The organism is Streptomyces sp. NPDC003011, assembly GCF_053591515.1.
The window spans coordinates 24,844-39,847 of record NZ_JBSFTY010000013.1; the positions used below are offsets into that span (position 1 = coordinate 24,844).

Genomic DNA, 15,004 nt, shown 5'->3' on the forward strand with positions numbered 1-15,004 from the left:
GCGGCCGTACCCCTGGGTACGGCCGCCCGCCCCACGTCACGGACGAGACGCACGGACGACACGTCACGCGCGACACGTCACGTACAAGGGGAGCACTGCATGTATGACTACGACCTCCTGGTCGTGGGGTCGGCCAACGCCGACCTGGTGATCGGTGTGGAGCGGCGGCCGGGGGCCGGGGAGACGGTGCTCGGCTCGGACCTGGCCGTCCATCCGGGCGGCAAGGGCGCGAACCAGGCGGTCGCCGCCGCCCGGCTCGGGGCGCGGACGGCCCTGCTGGCCCGGGTCGGTGACGACGCCCACGGCCGGCTGCTGCTCGACGCGCAGCGGGCGGCCGGGGTCGACACGGAGGGCGTGCTGGTGGGCGGGGCGCCGACCGGGGTCGCGCTGATCACGGTGGACCCGTCCGGGGACAACAGCATCGTCGTCTCGCCGGGCGCCAACGGGCGGCTGACACCGCAGGACGTGCGGGCGGCCGAGGGCCTCCTGCGCGCCTCCCGGGTGGTGTCGGCACAGCTGGAGATCCCGCTGGAGACGGTCGTGGAGGTCGTACGGAGTCTGGCGCCGGACAGCCGCTTCGTCCTGAACCCGTCGCCGCCGCGGCCCCTGCCGTCGGAGGTGCTGGCGGCCTGCGACCCGCTGATCGTCAACGAGCACGAGGCGAAGGTGATCCTCGGTGACGCGGCCGTCGGTGACCGGCCCGAGGACTGGGCGCGGGTGTTGCTCGCGAAGGGGCCGAAGTCGGTCGTGGTGACGCTGGGTTCGCAGGGCTCGCTGGTGGCGTCGGCGGAGGGTGCGGAGCGGGTTGCGGCGGTGAAGGTGGATGCCGTGGACACGACCGGGGCGGGCGACTCCTTCACGGCGGCGCTGGCGTGGAAGCTGGGCGCGGGTTCCTCGCTCGCCGAGGCCGCGGGATACGCGGCGCGGGTGGGGGCGGTGGCCGTGACCCGGCGGGGCGCGCAGGAGTCGTTCCCCACGGCGGCGGAGGTCGAGGCCCGGTGAGGAACGGCGGGGTGCTCAACCGTCATCTCGCGGGCGCGCTCGCCGAGTTGGGGCACGGGCACGAGGTGCTGGTGTGCGACGCGGGCATGCCGATACCCGAGGGTCCGCGGGTCGTGGACCTCGCCTTCCGGGCGGGGGTGCCGTCGTTCGCCGAGGTCCTGGAGGGCCTGCTGGCCGAGCTTGTCGTGGAGGGCGCGACGGCGGCCCGCGAGGTACGGGAGGCGAACCCGGCGGCGGCCGCGCTGCTGGACGGGCACTTCCCCGGGCTGGCCCTGGTCCCGCACGAGGAGCTGAAAAGGCGGTCGGCGGGGGCGCGGCTGGTGGTGCGGACCGGGGAGGCGCGGCCGTACGCGAATGTGCTGCTGCGGTGCGGGGTGTTCTTCTGACGGCGCGATGACCCCCGCGCATGCTTCGAGGGGCCCGGTCTCTCGACCAGGCCCCTCTTGCTCGCCCCCTCCGTCGCCAGAACCCCCGCGATCCCCCCGGATCCCCCTCCAGAAGTCCTGACACCGTGTATGACCCGCGGGACGGCGGAACGGTTGCACGGCGGTCGAGGAAATCCCGGAGCCGAACGGACGGCGGAACAGGCGAGCGAAGGAATCTGGCCGACGGCACGTGCCGGACGCACCAAACATACGCGCCGAGGAATCTACCTGTTGTGATGAAGCCGCAGCTCAGGGCGGTGGTCCTCCCGAAAAGCCCGCCATGATGACGAGGTCTCCGCCACCCTCCTCCCGAGGAGTACGACCATGTCCGAAACGACCGAGCCCAACGTCGGTACGTTCACCCTCGCCGACCCGCTGACCACCGCACCCGCCGAACCCGTCGAGGTACCGGACCACGCCGAGTGGCCGCTGCCGAACGGCTTCGCCTGGGTCTTCCCCTCCGACGGCAACACCGCCGGCGATGTCGTCCGGCCCGTGATCATGGCCGACGGCTTCAACCTCGGCCGCAGCGAACTGGACAAGACCTACCAGGGGCTGGAAAGCGGCTACGGGTTCATCAGCGAGCTGCACCGGCGCGGCAGAGACGTGATCCTCCTCGGCTTCGAGGAGCGCAGCGCGTCCATCCTCGACAACGCGCGGGCGGCCGAAGCCGCCATCAGGGAGACCATCGAACACCGGCGGGGCAACGCCCCGCTGGTCGTCGGCGGATTCAGCATGGGCGGCATCGTCACCCGCTACGCGCTGGCCGACATGGAGAGGAAGCGGATGGACCACCAGACCGCGCTGTACTTCTCCTACGACAGCCCGCACCGCGGTGCCTCCATCCCCGTCGGTGTACAGGCGTTCTCGCACTTCATCCCGTTCGCGAACGACTTCGCCAAGCAGATGGACAGCCCGGCCGCGCGCCAGATGCTGTGGCGGCACTACGACAAGGACACCAAGAAGATCGGGGTCGCCCCGGAGCGCACCGAGTTCCTGGACGCCCTGGACCGGCTCGGCGGCTGGCCGCAGATCCCGATGAAGATCGCCGTCGCCAACGGCCGCGCCGACGGGATCGGCCTGCCCGACGTCACGCCCGGCGAGGTCGCGCTGCGGATCGACCGGATCTATCCCGGCACCACTTTCTACACCCAGGCCCAAGGCGACGACGTCACGGCCGCCTACCTGAACCGGCGGTTCCCCAAGGCCGAAGAGACCGTCACGACCAGCGACTTCCCGGAGGTGGACGGCGCGCCCGGCGGCACGCTGCACACGTACAAGATCCTCGCCGACGCGATGCGGAAGCTCGGCGGCACGGTGGATCTGCGGCACGAGGAGATCTGCTTCGTCGCGTCGGTGAGCGCGGTGGCCGTGCGCGACGTCGAGACGCAGGAGGACCTGTACACGCCGATCAACGGACTCCCGCCGGAGGAGAGCGAGTTGGACGACTACTTCTGCTCGCCCACGACCACCGCGCACACGGCGATCACCGAGGAACTCTGCACCTGGCTGATGGACCGCCTGCCCGACTGATCCGACGCCCACGCCAGGCATCACCGGGGGCCGTCCGTCCGCTCACATCCTGCGGAGGGCGGCCCTTTGGGTCATGCCTGGGGGGCGGGTGGCAGGGGGTCGGAGACGAACGACCCTCGGGCGCGTACGGTCACCACCAGCCCTCTGTCCCGAAGGATGTCCAGAGCGCGGCGGACCGTGCCCGGACCGACTTTGTGCTCGTGCGTCATGGTCAGTTCGCCCGGCAGCCGCGTGCCCGGCGGGTACTCGCCGGAACGAATCTTCCGTTCGATGATCGCGGCGAGCTGTTCATAGACGTACTGCGGCGAATCGGGGCTGATCTTGTCCACCCGTCGACCGTATGACGCCACCATCAACCACGCATTACTTAGTACTACTACCAACTACTACCTACCACCACCTATATCGAGGTAGAGTTCGGCGCACAAAAGCGCCCCGGCGGGAAGGTGAAAGCTTCCACGCCGGGGCTGAGCCGACACTAGGAGTCGACCTATGCGCAGCCTACTGGCCGCGATCCTGTGCCTCTTCCTGCCGCCTCGCGGAGCGCACCGCGCCCTCGACCCGTTCCCGCTCCTCCTGCCACCTCCGGCCGCCTCCGCGCTGCGGCCCGCGGACGTGATCCTCGCCGATGCTCTGCCCCTGGTCCGGCCGTACGTCGCCGTCTGGGAACGCGAGCGTGACGCACGGGACCGCAGGCACCTCCAGCGGGAGCGGCGCCGTGCGGCCGTCCTCGCGACCCTGGGTCAGGACTACGTCCCGCCGGTGGTCGCCGCATGAGCGCCCAGAGGTTCCGCAGCCTCGGGGTCGACCCCGCCACCGGCAAGGAGGCGTTCGTGGTCGCAAGCCCCGGCGGTCTCCTCGATGAACTGGCCGACGCGCACGCCCTCAAGGCCGCCGCCGTTCTGGCGACGGTAGTCGGTGCCGTACTGGAGGGAGGCAGGTCGTCGGACACCGAACTCGCCGCCTTCGTACCGTCCCTGCACGCGGCGCTGGAGGAATGCGTGGGCATCATGGCGGCGGACAGGGAGCGGTGACGTAGAGGGCCGCGGGCGCCGGAGGGGCTCCGGCGCCCGCGGCCCTGGCACTGGCTGCCGCTCAGAGGGTCAGGTTCTCCACGAACCTCCGTGCCGTCTCGGCGAGTACTTCCCTGCCGTCTCGGGCCCACAGGGCGTCATTGAAGAGTTCGACCTCGATCGCGCCCGTGTAACCGGCCGCCTCCACGTACCCCTGCCACTCCCGCATGTCGATCGCGCCGTCGCCGATCTGGCCGCGGCCGTTGAGGACGCCCTCGGGCAACGGGGTGGTCCAGTCGGCCAGTTGGAAGGTGTGGATGCGGCCGGAGGCGCCCGCTCGGGCGATCTGGGCGGGGGCCTGGTCGTCCCACCAGATGTGGTACGTGTCGACCGTGACGCCCACCTGGTGGGACGGGAAGCGTTCCGCGATGTCCAGGGCCTGCGTGAGCGTGGAGACCACGCAGCGGTCGGAGGCGTACATGGGGTGCAGGGGCTCGATGGCCAGCTTCACCCCGTGGTCCTCGGCGTAGGGGCCGAGGACCGTGAGCGCGTCCGCGATGCGTTCGCGGGCTCCGTGCAGGTCCCTCGAGCCCGCCGGGAGACCGCCGGAGACGAGGACCAGGACCTCGGTGCCCAGGGTCGCCGCCTCGTCGACCGCCCGGCGGTTGTCGGCCAGGGCCGCCGCGCGCTCGTCCGGGTCGACGGCCGTGAAGAAGCCCCCGCGGCACAACGTCGTCACCGTCAGGCCCGCGTCACGGACCAGTTTCGCCGTCTCCTCGACGCCGTACGTCTGGACCGGGTCACGCCAGAGGCCGACGTTGCCGATGCCCAGGTCGCGGCAGGCCGCCACCAGTTCGGGCATCGACAGTTGCTTCACCGTCATCTGGTTGATGCTGAAACGCTCGAGACCGGTCACTGGTTCACTCCGTACAGGGCGAGCAGGTTCTTCATCCGCTCCTCCGCCAGCTTCGGGTCCGGGAACAGGCCCAGACCGTCGGCCAGTTCGTACGCCTTCGCGAAGTGCGGGAGGGAACGGGCCGACTGGAGGCCGCCGACCATCGTGAAGTGTGACTGGTGGCCGGCCAGCCAGGCCAGGAACACCACGCCCGTCTTGTAGAAGCGGGTGGGGGGCTGGAAGAGGTGGCGGGAGAGTCCGACGGTCGGGTCCAGCAGCTCCCGGAAGCCCGTGACGTTCCCGGTGTCCAGGACCCGGACCGCCTCCGCCGCCAGCGGGCCCAGCGGGTCGAAGATGCCGAGCAGGGCGTGGCTGAAGCCCCGCTCGTCGCCCGCGATCAGCTCCGGGTAGTTGAAGTCGTCGCCCGTGTAGCAGCGGACGCCGCCGGGGAGCCTGCGGCGCAGGTCGATCTCGCGCTGGGCGTCCAGGAGGGAGACCTTGATGCCGTCGACCTTGTCGGGGTGCGCGGCGATGACCTCCAGGAAGGTGTCCGTGGCCGCGTCCAGGTCGGTGGAGCCCCAGTAGCCCTCCAGCGCCGGGTCGAACATCGGGCCCAGCCAGTGCAGGATCACCGGCTCGGCGGACTGGCGCAGCAGGTGGCCGTAGATCTCCAGGTAGTCCTCGGGGCTCTTGGCCACGGCGGCCAGGGCCCGGGAGGCCATGAGGATGGCCGGGGAGCCCGCCTCCTCGACCAGCGCGAGCTGCTCCTCGTAGGCGGCCCGGATCTCGTCGAGGCTGTAGGGGTAGCCGATCTCGGTGGCGGCCAGCTGGTCCGTCCCCACGCCGCAGGCGATACGGCCGCCCGCGCTGCGCGCCTCCGCCGCCGACCGGCGGATCAGCTCGGCCGCGCCCGCCCACTCCAGGCCCATGCCCCGCTGGGCGGTGTCCATCGCCTCGGCGACGCCGAGCCCGTGGGACCACAGGTGGCGGCGGAAGGCGAGGGTGGCGTCCCAGTCGACGGCGGCGGGCGCGCCGGGCGACACGTCCGCGTACGGGTCGGCCACCACATGCGCCGCCGAGAAGACCGTGCGGGAGGTGAAGGGGGCGCCGGGGGTGACGGCGAGGGGTTCCGTGCGGGGCTCGTAGGCCCTCAGGGCGCCGCCGGTGTCGGGCAGGTGGAGGGTCACAGGGAGACCTCCGGCACGTCGAGCCGGCGGCCCTCGGCCGAGGACCGCAGGCCCAGTTCGGCGAGCTGGACGCCGCGGGCGCCGGCCAGCAGGTCCCAGTGGTAGGGGGCGTCGGCGTAGACGTGCCGCAGGAACAGCTCCCACTGGGCCTTGAAGCCGTTGTCGAAGTCCGCGTTGTCGGGCACGTCCTGCCACTGGTCGCGGAACACCTCGGTGGCGGGGATGTCGGGGTTCCAGACCGGCTTGGGCGTCGCACTGCGGTGCTGCACACGGCAGTTGCGCAGACCGGCGACCGCCGAGCCCTCGGTGCCGTCGACCTGGAACTCGACGAGCTCGTCGCGGTTGACGCGGACGGCCCAGGAGGAGTTGATCTGGGCGATGGCGCCGCCGTCGAGCTCGAAGATGCCGTAGGCGGCGTCGTCGGCGGTGGCGCCGTAGGGCTTGCCGTTCTCGTCCCAGCGCTGCGGGATGTGGGTGGTGGCGATGGCCTGGACGGACTTCACCCGGCCGAACAGCTCGTGGAGCACGTACTCCCAGTGCGGGAACATGTCGACGACGATGCCGCCGCCGTCCTCGGCGCGGTAGTTCCAGGAGGGGCGCTGCGCGGCCTGCCAGTCGCCCTCGAAGACCCAGTAGCCGAACTCGCCGCGGATGGACAGGATCCGGCCGAAGAAGCCGCCGTCGATGAGGCGCTTGAGCTTGAGCAGGCCCGGGAGGAAGAGCTTGTCCTGGACGACGCCGTGCTTGATGCCGGCGCCGGCGGCGAGCCGGGCCAGCTCCAGGGCGCCGTCGAGACCGGTGGCCGTCGGCTTCTCGGTGTAGATGTGCTTGCCCGCGGCGATGGCCTTCCTGAGCGCCTCCTCGCGGGCGGAGGTGACCTGGGCGTCGAAGTAGATGTCGACGCTGTCGTCGGCGAGGACCGCGTCCAGGTCCGTCGAGACGTGCTCCAGGCCGTGCTGCTCGGCGAGCGCCCTGAGGGCGTGCTCGCGGCGGCCGAGCAGGATCGGCTCCGGCCACAGCACGGTGCCGTCGCCGAGGTCGAGGCCGCCCTGCTCGCGGAGGGCCAGGATGGAGCGGACCAGGTGCTGGCGATAGCCCATGCGCCCGGTCACGCCGTTCATGGCGATACGCACCGTCTTGCGTGTCACGTCATTCCCTTCGCAGGCGTCGTACGCAGCGTTCATGCGCGTTTCGTACGCGGTTGTGCGCGCCGCGTACGCCTCTACTGATGAGCGGTACAGCAAGCGCTTTCTATCTGAGGAGAAGCTAGCCTCTGAGCGGCGGTCGGACAAGACCGTGACGGGGTCGAGTTGTTCGAGGTGGCGAACAACCCGGGGGCGGGGCTTTAGGGTCTGCTCGACACGATCGGAACCGTGGCCGCGGGCGGCCTGTCTTCGCAGACGGCGGCCCGTCCGGGAGGCCCCGGCCGGGTGACGAGGACGGCGGCCCGCTCCCGGGGCGGCGGCCGTCCGAGAGGACATACGACGAGATGCGCGACCGGAGGACGACGAGATGACGGTGACCCTGGCGGACGTGGCGGCCCGCGCGCAGGTCTCGCCCGCGACGGTGTCGCGCGTGCTGAACGGGAACTATCCCGTGGCGGCCACCACCCGCGAGCGGGTGCTGCGGGCGGTGGACGAACTGGACTACGTGCTCAACGGCCCGGCGAGCGCGCTGGCGGCGGCCACGTCCGACCTGGTCGGAATCCTGGTGAACGACATCGCCGACCCGTTCTTCGGGATCATGGCGAGCGCGATCCAGTCGGAGATCGGGGGGCCGGGCGGCCGGGCCGGCGGGGAGAGACTCGCGGTGGTGTGCAACACCGGGGGCTCGCCGGAGCGTGAGCTGACCTACCTCACGCTGTTGCAGCGGCAGCGGGCGGCGGCGGTCGTGCTGACCGGCGGGGCCGTGGAGGACGTACCGCACGCGGCGGCGATGTCGGCGAAGCTGCGCAAGCTGGCGGAGGCGGGCACGCGGGTGGTGCTGTGCGGACGGCCGCCGGCGCCGGAGACCCGCGCCATCGCGCTGACCTTCGACAACCGTGGCGGCGGGCGGGAGCTGACCGAGCATCTGATCGGGCTCGGGCACCGGCGGCTGGGGTACATCGCGGGACCCGAGGAGCGGACGACGACCCGGCACCGGCTGGAGGGGCACCGGGCGGCGCTCGCGGCCCACGGCATCGCGGAGGACCCCCGCTGGACCGTCCACGGGCGGTACGACCGGCGTTCGGGGTACGAGGCCACGCTGGAACTGCTGCGCCGGGACCCGTCGTTGACGGCCGTGGTCGCCGCGAACGACTCCGTCGCGCTCGGGGCGTGCGCGGCGCTGCGGGAGTCCGGGCGGCGGATCCCGGAGGACGTCTCGGTGGCCGGGTTCGACGACCTTCCGTTCAGCGTCGACACGGTGCCGTCGCTGACGACGGTGCGGCTGCCGCTCGCGGAGGCTGGGGCGCGGGCCGGACGGATCGCGATGGGGCGCGAGGAGCCGCCGCCGGGGGGCATCACGATGATCCGGGGGGAGTTGATGGTGCGGGGCTCCTCCGGGGGGCCGCGCGGCTGAGGGAGCCGGTCCCGGTGCGGGGGTCCTCCGGAGGGCCGCGCGGCTGAGGGAGCCGGTCCCGGTGCGGGGGTCCTCCGGAGGGCCGCGCGGCTGAGGGAGCCAGTGCCGGTGCGGGGGTCCTCCGGAGGGCCGCGCGGCTGAGGGAGCCAGTGCCGGTGCGGGGGTCCTCCGGGGGGCCGCGCGGTTGAGGGAGCCGGTGCCGGTGCGGTCGTGCGGCCTTGGTGCCGGCGTCTGCCGGGGAGCGGCGGACGTGCGTCACGACGGCAGTCGGGAACCTGACGAGCCGGAAGAGCACCGGGATGCCGAGGATCACGGGATTCCGAGGAGCACCGGGATACCGAGGAGCACGCTCCAGGTGGCTGCCCGGCGCCTCGATGCCCATGGCGACCCGATCGGTGGAGGACCTGGACTGCACGGCGTGGACCACCGACATCCCGGCCGGCGCCCGCCGGATCCGCCGGCGCCACGGCTCCGTCCTGACCGCCGCCAGACCCCACCGCTCCTTCGGCAAGGACCTCACCGGGCACGAAGGGCGGCTGGATCTCCAGGGCGGGGAGGAGTCGGGGGAGTGACGGACGGATCCGCAGGGCACGGGTGAGGGACGGACAGGCGCCGACACGGACCGGCCCCGTCTGGACCCGAACAGCCCCGCGAGTGACAGTAGGGACCATGAAACTGGCGTTCTCCACCCTCGGCGTTCCCGGCCTCCCCCTCCCCGACGTGCTGCGGCTCGCGAGCACGTACGGCTATCACGGCGTGGAACTGCGCGCCCACCCGGAGGAGCCGGTGCACCCCGGCCTCGACCACACCCGGCGCGCCGAGGTGGCGGCCGGGTTCAAGGCGGCGGGGGTGGAGCTGCTCGGCCTCGCCGGCTACGCGCGCGTGGCCGCGCCCGGGGACGACGAGGCCGTGATCGAGGAGATCCGCCGGCTCCTCGACCTCGCCCGTGACCTCGGCGCGCCCTACGTCCGGGTCTTCCCCGGCGGCGGTACCGAGCAGAGCCGGGAGGAGGCGGACGCGACCGCCGCGCGGCGGCTCGGCACGGCCGCGGAGTACGCCGCCGACGTCGGCGTCCGCATCCTGCTGGAAACCCACGACTCGCACCGCACCGGCGCCGACGCGATCCGGATCCTCGGCCCGGTCGGCCACCGCCAGGTGGGCGCGCTGTGGGACGTCATGCACACCTGGCTGGGCGGCGAGCAGCCCTCGGAGTCCTACGCGGCCCTGGCGCCGTTCCTTGGCTACGTGCAGGTCAAGGACGTCGCCTCCGCCGACGACACGACCCCGGTGACGCTCGGCACCGGCGTGCTGCCGCTCGCGGAGTGCGTGGAGGTCCTGTCCCGGCACGGCTGGGACGGCTGGCTGTGCTGGGAGTACGAGAAGCGGTGGTACGAGGCGGCGGCACCGCTGCCCGACCTGCTGGAGGCCGGCCGGGAACACCTCGCCCGGCTGCTCAACGACTCCGCCTGACACCGCGGCGGCGGAAGTCCCCGCACCGGCGGACGCAGGCAAGGGCCTCCCAGGCGGGCTTTCGCCGGAGCGGGAACCTCCGCGTGCCGCCCGTGCCGGCGGCGGCGCCTGCCGCCCCGGCGACGGTGCCCTGCGGTCCGCCGGGAGCCGGGGCTCGTGGTACGCGTCCGCCGCCGTGCCGTGGCTCGCGGTACGCGTCCGCCGCCGTGCCGTGGAACGCCTCGTCGTGGGCCGCCGTCGCCCCGGGCAGCGCCCCGCCCGCGCTCCCCCGGCGGCGGACGCGCACGGCCGGCCCGGTGAACAGGCCGAGGACGAGGGTGAGGGCGAGGGCACCGAGCACGGTCAGGAGCGGCAGTGCGGTGGCACGCAGCAGCTGGTCCACGCGCCGGCCCCACGCCGTACGGCGGCCGTTGCGGAGGGCCCGGGACGAGTCCGTCCGGGCGCCGGCCCGCCCGCCCCGTGCGCCTCTGCCGACCCGTGCTCCCCGACTTCGGAGAATCGGGCCCCGGCCGGGAACCCCGGTCCCCTCCCGCTCGTCCAACCCGCAAGCTGTCGGAGAGTCACCGTGGTGCGGTGTCGGCCTCGCTGCTGGCTGCGAACGCTGACCCACCCTCTCCGCCGGACCGCGGCCGGCAGCACACCGCCATCGGCGCGCCCCCCTCCCACAGCGCCGATGGCGGCCCTCCGCCGGTTACCGTGCATCCCCTTGACTGGCAGAAACTTCCCGGATATTCGTGACTCCTCGGAAGTTTCCTTCAGAGGGAAGGAGCGCTCGTGCGCGACTCCGGCACCGGAAGCACGGGAAACACCGCACAGCCGTCCAGACGCACCCTCCTGGCCGCCGCCGCCACCGCCGGCGTCACCGCCGCACTGACCGCCGGCGGGACCGCGTACGCGGGCACCCCGGACGACCGCGGGCTCCGCGCCCTGATCTCCCGGATGACCCTGGAGGAGAAGGCCGGCCAGCTCTTCGTGACACGGGTGTACGGCCACTCGGCCACCGCCCCCGACCAGGCCGACATCGACGCCAACCTCAAGGAGCTGGGCGTCCGCACGGCCGCCGAGCTGATCGCGAAGTACCGGGTCGGCGGGATCATCTACTTCACCTGGGCGCACAACACCCGCGACCCGCACCAGATCGCCGACCTGTCGAACGGCATCCAGCGGGCGTCCCTGGAGCAGCCGCGCGGACTGCCCGTGCTCATCTCCACCGACCAGGAACACGGCGCGGTGTGCCGGATCGGCGAGCCCGCCACCCTCTTCCCGGGCGCGATGGCCGTCGGCGCCGGCCGGTCGCGGTCCGACGCCCGCACCCTCGGCCGGATCGCCGGGCGGGAGCTGCGGGCGATGGGCGTGCGGCAGAACTACTCCCCGGTCGCCGACGTGAACGTCAATGCGGCCAACCCGGTCATCGGCGTGCGCTCCTTCGGCTCCGCACCGGACGCGGTGGCCGCCCTGGTGGCCGCCGAGGTCGCCGGGTACCAGGGGGCGAGGGTCGCCGCGACCGCCAAGCACTTCCCCGGGCACGGTGACACCGCCGTCGACAGCCACTACGGCTTCCCGGTCATCACGCACAGCCGCGCGCAGTGGGAGGAGCTGGACGCCGTGCCCTTCCGGGCGGCGATCCGGGCCGGCATCGACTCGGTCATGACCGCGCACATCCAGTTCCCGGCCCTCGACGACTCCGGCGACCCGGCCACCCTCTCCCACCCGGTCCTCACCGGCATCCTGCGCGGCGAACTCGGCTACGACGGGGTCGTGGTGACCGACTCCCTCGGCATGGAGGGCGTCCGCACCAAGTACGGCGACGACCGGGTGCCCGTGCTCGCGCTCAAGGCCGGCGTGGACCAGCTCCTCAACCCGCCCTCCCTGGACGTCGCGTGGAACGCCGTCCTGAAGGCCCTGCGGGACGGAGAGCTGACCGAGGAGCGGCTCGACGCGTCGGTCCTGCGCATTCTGCGGCTGAAGGCGAAACTGCGGCTGTTCGAGGAGCCGTACGTCAGCCGGGCCGGGGTCACCCGCACGGTCGGCACCCCGGCGCACCTGGCGGCGGCCGACCGGATCGCCGAGCGGACGACCACGCTGCTGGTGAACGAGGGGGGCCTGCTGCCGCTCTCCCGCCGCCGGCACCCCCGCCTCCTCGTCGTCGGCGCGGATCCCGCCTCGCCGTCGGGGACGACCGGGCCGCCCACCGGGGTCCTCGCGGGCGCGCTCACCGAGCTGGGCTTCACGGCCACCGCCCTGCCGACCGGCACGGCGCCCTCCGCCGCCACCGTCGCCCGGGCCGTCGCGGCGGCGCGGGACGTGGACGCGGTGGTGGTGGGGACGTACAACGTCACGGCGGCCGGCTCGCAGAAGACGCTGGTCGAGCAACTGGTGGCGACCGGGAGGCCGGTGGTGGCGGTCGCGCTCCGCAATCCGTACGACGTGGCCCAGTTGCCGTCCGTGCCGGCCTGCCTGGCGGCGTACTGCTGGACCGACGTCGAACTGCGGGCGGCGGCCCGGGTGATCGCGGGACGGGTCGGGCCGCGCGGGAGACTGCCGGTGCCGGTGCAGCACGCGGACGATCCGGCGCGGGTGCTGTACCCGGTCGGACACGGGCTGTCGTACCAGACGTAGACCTCATACGCCACGCAAACGGCGCACCGTCACCAAAAGGCGCAAAGCGCCCCGCATATCTGGCGTGGCCCCGTCCCGGCGGGTCACGCTGGGCGGGGGTGTCGGGGGATGGCGATGCGGAAGAGACGTTCCGTGGGGGCGGTGTGCGCGCTGTCGGCGCTGCTCGCCGCCCTGCTGACGGGATGCCAGGGACCCGGTTCCGGGGGCGGCGGGGAGGAGAGCCGGCTGGGGGGCGCGACGTCGGCGTCGGCGTCGGCGGCGCCGGCCCGGCCCTCCGGGTACGGGGCGGTGTTCCTCGGGATCGACGAGTGCAGTTCCTTCGGGACGACCAGTTTCACGGAGGTCGCCTGTGCCGGCGAGCGGGCGGCGGCCCGGGTGGTGGCGCGGCACGACGGCACGGTGGGCGACGGTCCGCCGTGCCCGGCGACCACGGACTTCGTCCTGCACATCAGCGAGCAGAGCCCGGCGTCGGACGAGGACGGCGACGGGGCCGTGCCGCGGGGCTACGCCTGCATGCGCAGCCTGGCGCCGCCGCATCCCGGCGACCCGGGCGGCGGAGGCGGTCCCCGCACCATCGTCGGCGACTGCGTCTACGGCCTGGGCGACGGACAGGTCCGCGAGACCGCGTGCGACGGCACGGGCGCGAAGAAGCCGCAGCACAAGGTGACGAAGGCCGTCGACAGCCGGGCGGAGTGCCCGTTGTCGACGGCCCTGTACGTCCAGCTCGGCGGCGGTCAGCCGGTGGGCTGCGCCCGGCCGGTGTGACCCGCCGGGCCGTCAACGGCCGGGCGCGGCGGGCGGCTTACGGCCGCAGCGCGGGCTCGCGCTCCACGTCCCGCCGGTCCAGCTTCGCGTCGAACCTCGCCAGCGGCCTGGCCGCCGACGGGTCCGCCTGGACCGCGGCGGGGGCGACGCCCGCCCACTGCTGGATCCTGGCCGTGGCCAGCGCCCTCTGGTCGGGGACCAGACCGGCCACGTTCGCGCCGTGGTTGAGGCCGGGGGCGGTGAAGACGTACGAGTCCTTCGCGCCCTTGCCCAGGCGGAACGGCTCCGCGCCCCAGGGGTCGTTCTGGCCGTAGACGAAGAGCATCTGCCGGGCGTTGTGCCGGACCCAGGTGTCCACGTCCCGCATGACGAACGGCTGGAACCGCATCGGGATCGAGCGCGGCACGAAGTTCCGGGGCGGCTGGTAGCCGTAGCGGATGTACCGCTTCTCGATGTGCGGGAACCGGATCGTCGGCGCGCCCAGCTGGGTGCCCGCCTGGTAGTAGTACGGCGTGTACGTCGTCAGGCCCTGGTCGGTGTAGGAGGAGAACCCGGAGACCGAGTCGACCGAGTTCCAGATGTCGTCGTCGGTCGCGTTCTTCGCGTCCGCCGGGATGGAGTCGCAGTCGGAGAGCAGGCTGTACTGCCAGAAGCCCCAGACGTAGTCGAGGACGACCGCCTCGTAGACCTTGTCCAGGCTGCCGATGGTGTCGAAGGTGAAGCCGTTGTCGGCCGCGTACGCCGCGTACTTCTTCTCCAGGGGCTCGCGGCGCACCAGCGCCTCGCGCTGGACCGCGTTCAGCCGGTCGCGGCACTCCTTGGTGCCGACGGTGGCGAGGAAGCGGTCGTAGGCCGAGTCCTCGTGGTTGACGACGTCGTTGGGGGCGACGTAGGCGACGACGCCGTCCATGTCACGGGGGTAAAAGCGCTCGTAGTAGGTGGCGGTCATGCCGCCCTTGGAGCCGCCTGTGGAGATCCACTTCTTGGAGTAGAGCGGCTTCAGCGCCGTGAAGATGCGGTGCTGGTCGGCGGCGGCCTGCCAGATGTCCAGCTTGCTCCAGTCGGCCGGGGCGGGACGGGACGGGGGGAAGAAGCGGTACTCCATGGAGACCTGGTTGCCGTCCACGATCTGGGTGGGCTCGCGGCGGCTGGGGTTCGTGGAGACGCTGTAGCCGCCGGTGTGGAAGACCGTCGGGCGCAAGACGTCCTTGTGCAGCACGGTGATCCGCTGCTGGAACGTGCCCTTGGACGGGTTGCGGTGGTCGACCGGCTGGGTGTAGTTGAGGACGAAGAAGCGGTACCCGGGGTACGGCTTCTCCTCGATCAGGCTCATCCCCGGTACGGAGAGCAGCTGGTCCTTGATGTCCGCGGCCTTCGGCTCGGCGGCGGTGGCCGCCCCCGCCGTGCTCAGCGTGCCTATGAGCACGGTGAGCGCCAGCAGCCATCTGAGCGCCTTGCGCATGCACCCTCCCCTGTGACGTACCTCTGTGCGCCGGAAGCTAGCGGAGCAAGTGGCCCCGGCACCAGGGGAGATGG

Annotated in this window: 16 protein-coding genes; 10 read left to right on the forward strand and 6 right to left on the reverse strand. The window is 72.7% G+C overall.

Going from position 1 to position 15,004, the window contains the following annotated elements; all coding sequences use genetic code 11:
• Window positions 1-99 precede the first annotated feature (99 nt).
• The 3 genes from ACWD0J_RS09405 to ACWD0J_RS09415 all read left to right on the forward strand — a co-directional run bounded on the left by ACWD0J_RS09405 (window position 100) and on the right by ACWD0J_RS09415 (window position 2,960).
• Window positions 100-1,002 carry a ribokinase gene (locus ACWD0J_RS09405; protein ID WP_451495172.1) on the forward strand — a complete coding sequence of 301 codons (903 nt, stop codon included), beginning with the start codon at window positions 100-102 and terminating at the stop codon, window positions 1,000-1,002.
• On the forward strand, window positions 999-1,388 hold the full coding sequence (rbsD, locus tag ACWD0J_RS09410) for a D-ribose pyranase (RefSeq protein ID WP_451495173.1): 390 nt from the start codon (window positions 999-1,001) through the stop codon (window positions 1,386-1,388). The genes ACWD0J_RS09405 and rbsD overlap by 4 nt, the downstream gene beginning before the upstream one ends.
• Window positions 1,389-1,751: 363 nt before the next feature.
• The gene (locus ACWD0J_RS09415; protein ID WP_451495174.1) at window positions 1,752-2,960 is read left to right on the forward strand and encodes a hypothetical protein; all 1,209 of its coding nucleotides are present in this window, start codon (window positions 1,752-1,754) and stop codon (window positions 2,958-2,960) included.
• A gap of 71 nt (window positions 2,961-3,031) precedes the next feature.
• Here ACWD0J_RS09415 and ACWD0J_RS09420 read toward each other — a convergent pair whose 3' ends face one another.
• On the reverse strand, window positions 3,032-3,289 hold the full coding sequence (locus ACWD0J_RS09420; RefSeq protein WP_383242322.1) for a GntR family transcriptional regulator: 258 nt from the start codon (window positions 3,287-3,289) through the stop codon (window positions 3,032-3,034).
• Between the two features lie 163 nt (window positions 3,290-3,452).
• On the opposite strand from ACWD0J_RS09420, the gene ACWD0J_RS09425 reads away from it, so the two are divergent.
• Entirely contained in the window at window positions 3,453-3,737 is a 285-nt protein-coding gene (locus tag ACWD0J_RS09425) for a hypothetical protein (protein ID WP_451495175.1), read from the forward strand.
• Window positions 3,734-3,994 carry a hypothetical protein gene (locus ACWD0J_RS09430; protein WP_451495176.1) on the forward strand — a complete coding sequence of 87 codons (261 nt, stop codon included), beginning with the start codon at window positions 3,734-3,736 and terminating at the stop codon, window positions 3,992-3,994. Before ACWD0J_RS09425 ends, ACWD0J_RS09430 begins: the two co-directional genes overlap by 4 nt.
• A gap of 61 nt (window positions 3,995-4,055) precedes the next feature.
• Here ACWD0J_RS09430 and ACWD0J_RS09435 read toward each other — a convergent pair whose 3' ends face one another.
• Genes ACWD0J_RS09435 through ACWD0J_RS09445 form a run of 3 tightly spaced genes read right to left on the reverse strand, consistent with a single transcriptional unit; the run spans window position 4,056 to window position 7,203 of the window.
• Window positions 4,056-4,889 carry a sugar phosphate isomerase/epimerase family protein gene (locus ACWD0J_RS09435; RefSeq protein ID WP_451495177.1) on the reverse strand — a complete coding sequence of 278 codons (834 nt, stop codon included), beginning with the start codon at window positions 4,887-4,889 and terminating at the stop codon, window positions 4,056-4,058.
• Window positions 4,886-6,055 (reverse strand): dihydrodipicolinate synthase family protein, encoded by a 1,170-nt coding sequence (locus ACWD0J_RS09440; RefSeq protein ID WP_451495178.1) that lies wholly within the window; start codon window positions 6,053-6,055, stop codon window positions 4,886-4,888. The genes ACWD0J_RS09435 and ACWD0J_RS09440 overlap by 4 nt, the downstream gene beginning before the upstream one ends.
• Entirely contained in the window at window positions 6,052-7,203 is a 1,152-nt protein-coding gene (locus tag ACWD0J_RS09445) for a Gfo/Idh/MocA family protein (RefSeq protein ID WP_451495179.1), read from the reverse strand. The genes ACWD0J_RS09440 and ACWD0J_RS09445 overlap by 4 nt, the downstream gene beginning before the upstream one ends.
• Window positions 7,204-7,567: 364 nt before the next feature.
• Between ACWD0J_RS09445 and ACWD0J_RS09450 the strand changes: the two genes are divergently transcribed.
• The 3 genes from ACWD0J_RS09450 (at window position 7,568) to ACWD0J_RS09460 (ending at window position 10,084) form a co-directional block, all read left to right on the forward strand.
• A complete protein-coding gene (locus tag ACWD0J_RS09450) occupies window positions 7,568-8,614 on the forward strand; it encodes a LacI family DNA-binding transcriptional regulator (RefSeq protein WP_451495180.1) in 1,047 nt (348 codons plus the stop codon).
• 380 nt (window positions 8,615-8,994) lie between these two features.
• Window positions 8,995-9,186 (forward strand): hypothetical protein, encoded by a 192-nt coding sequence (locus tag ACWD0J_RS09455; RefSeq protein WP_451495181.1) that lies wholly within the window; start codon window positions 8,995-8,997, stop codon window positions 9,184-9,186.
• 97 nt (window positions 9,187-9,283) lie between these two features.
• Complete coding sequence (locus tag ACWD0J_RS09460; protein ID WP_451495182.1) at window positions 9,284-10,084, forward strand: sugar phosphate isomerase/epimerase family protein; 801 nt, start codon at window positions 9,284-9,286, stop codon at window positions 10,082-10,084.
• Here ACWD0J_RS09460 and ACWD0J_RS09465 read toward each other — a convergent pair.
• Window positions 10,068-10,466, reverse strand: coding sequence for a hypothetical protein (locus ACWD0J_RS09465; RefSeq protein WP_451495183.1), 399 nt, complete (start codon window positions 10,464-10,466; stop codon window positions 10,068-10,070). The genes ACWD0J_RS09460 and ACWD0J_RS09465 overlap by 17 nt on opposite strands.
• Before the next feature lie 392 nt (window positions 10,467-10,858).
• Here ACWD0J_RS09465 and ACWD0J_RS09470 point away from each other — a divergent pair, with 392 nt between their 5' ends.
• The gene (locus ACWD0J_RS09470) at window positions 10,859-12,703 is read left to right on the forward strand and encodes a glycoside hydrolase family 3 protein (RefSeq protein ID WP_451495184.1); all 1,845 of its coding nucleotides are present in this window, start codon (window positions 10,859-10,861) and stop codon (window positions 12,701-12,703) included.
• 114 nt (window positions 12,704-12,817) lie between these two features.
• A complete protein-coding gene (locus ACWD0J_RS09475; protein ID WP_451495185.1) occupies window positions 12,818-13,468 on the forward strand; it encodes a hypothetical protein in 651 nt (216 codons plus the stop codon).
• A gap of 37 nt (window positions 13,469-13,505) precedes the next feature.
• Here ACWD0J_RS09475 and ACWD0J_RS09480 read toward each other — a convergent pair whose 3' ends face one another.
• Complete coding sequence (locus ACWD0J_RS09480; protein ID WP_451495186.1) at window positions 13,506-14,930, reverse strand: S28 family serine protease; 1,425 nt, start codon at window positions 14,928-14,930, stop codon at window positions 13,506-13,508.
• Window positions 14,931-15,004 lie beyond the last annotated feature (74 nt).

What these genes read in the sequence shown, in the direction of transcription:
- ACWD0J_RS09405 (WP_451495172.1), top strand. Translation starts at nt 100, where the DNA reads ATGTATGACTACGACCTCCTGGTCGTGGGGTCGGCCAACGCCGACCTG.
- ACWD0J_RS09415 (WP_451495174.1), top strand. Translation starts at nt 1,752, where the DNA reads ATGTCCGAAACGACCGAGCCCAACGTCGGTACGTTCACCCTCGCCGAC.
- ACWD0J_RS09425 (WP_451495175.1), top strand. Translation starts at nt 3,453, where the DNA reads ATGCGCAGCCTACTGGCCGCGATCCTGTGCCTCTTCCTGCCGCCTCGC.
- ACWD0J_RS09430 (WP_451495176.1), top strand. Translation starts at nt 3,734, where the DNA reads ATGAGCGCCCAGAGGTTCCGCAGCCTCGGGGTCGACCCCGCCACCGGC.
- ACWD0J_RS09450 (WP_451495180.1), top strand. Translation starts at nt 7,568, where the DNA reads ATGACGGTGACCCTGGCGGACGTGGCGGCCCGCGCGCAGGTCTCGCCC.
- ACWD0J_RS09455 (WP_451495181.1), top strand. Translation starts at nt 8,995, where the DNA reads ATGGCGACCCGATCGGTGGAGGACCTGGACTGCACGGCGTGGACCACC.
- ACWD0J_RS09460 (WP_451495182.1), top strand. Translation starts at nt 9,284, where the DNA reads ATGAAACTGGCGTTCTCCACCCTCGGCGTTCCCGGCCTCCCCCTCCCC.
- ACWD0J_RS09475 (WP_451495185.1), top strand. Translation starts at nt 12,818, where the DNA reads ATGCGGAAGAGACGTTCCGTGGGGGCGGTGTGCGCGCTGTCGGCGCTG.
- ACWD0J_RS09480 (WP_451495186.1), bottom strand. Translation starts at nt 14,930, where the DNA reads ATGCGCAAGGCGCTCAGATGGCTGCTGGCGCTCACCGTGCTCATAGGC.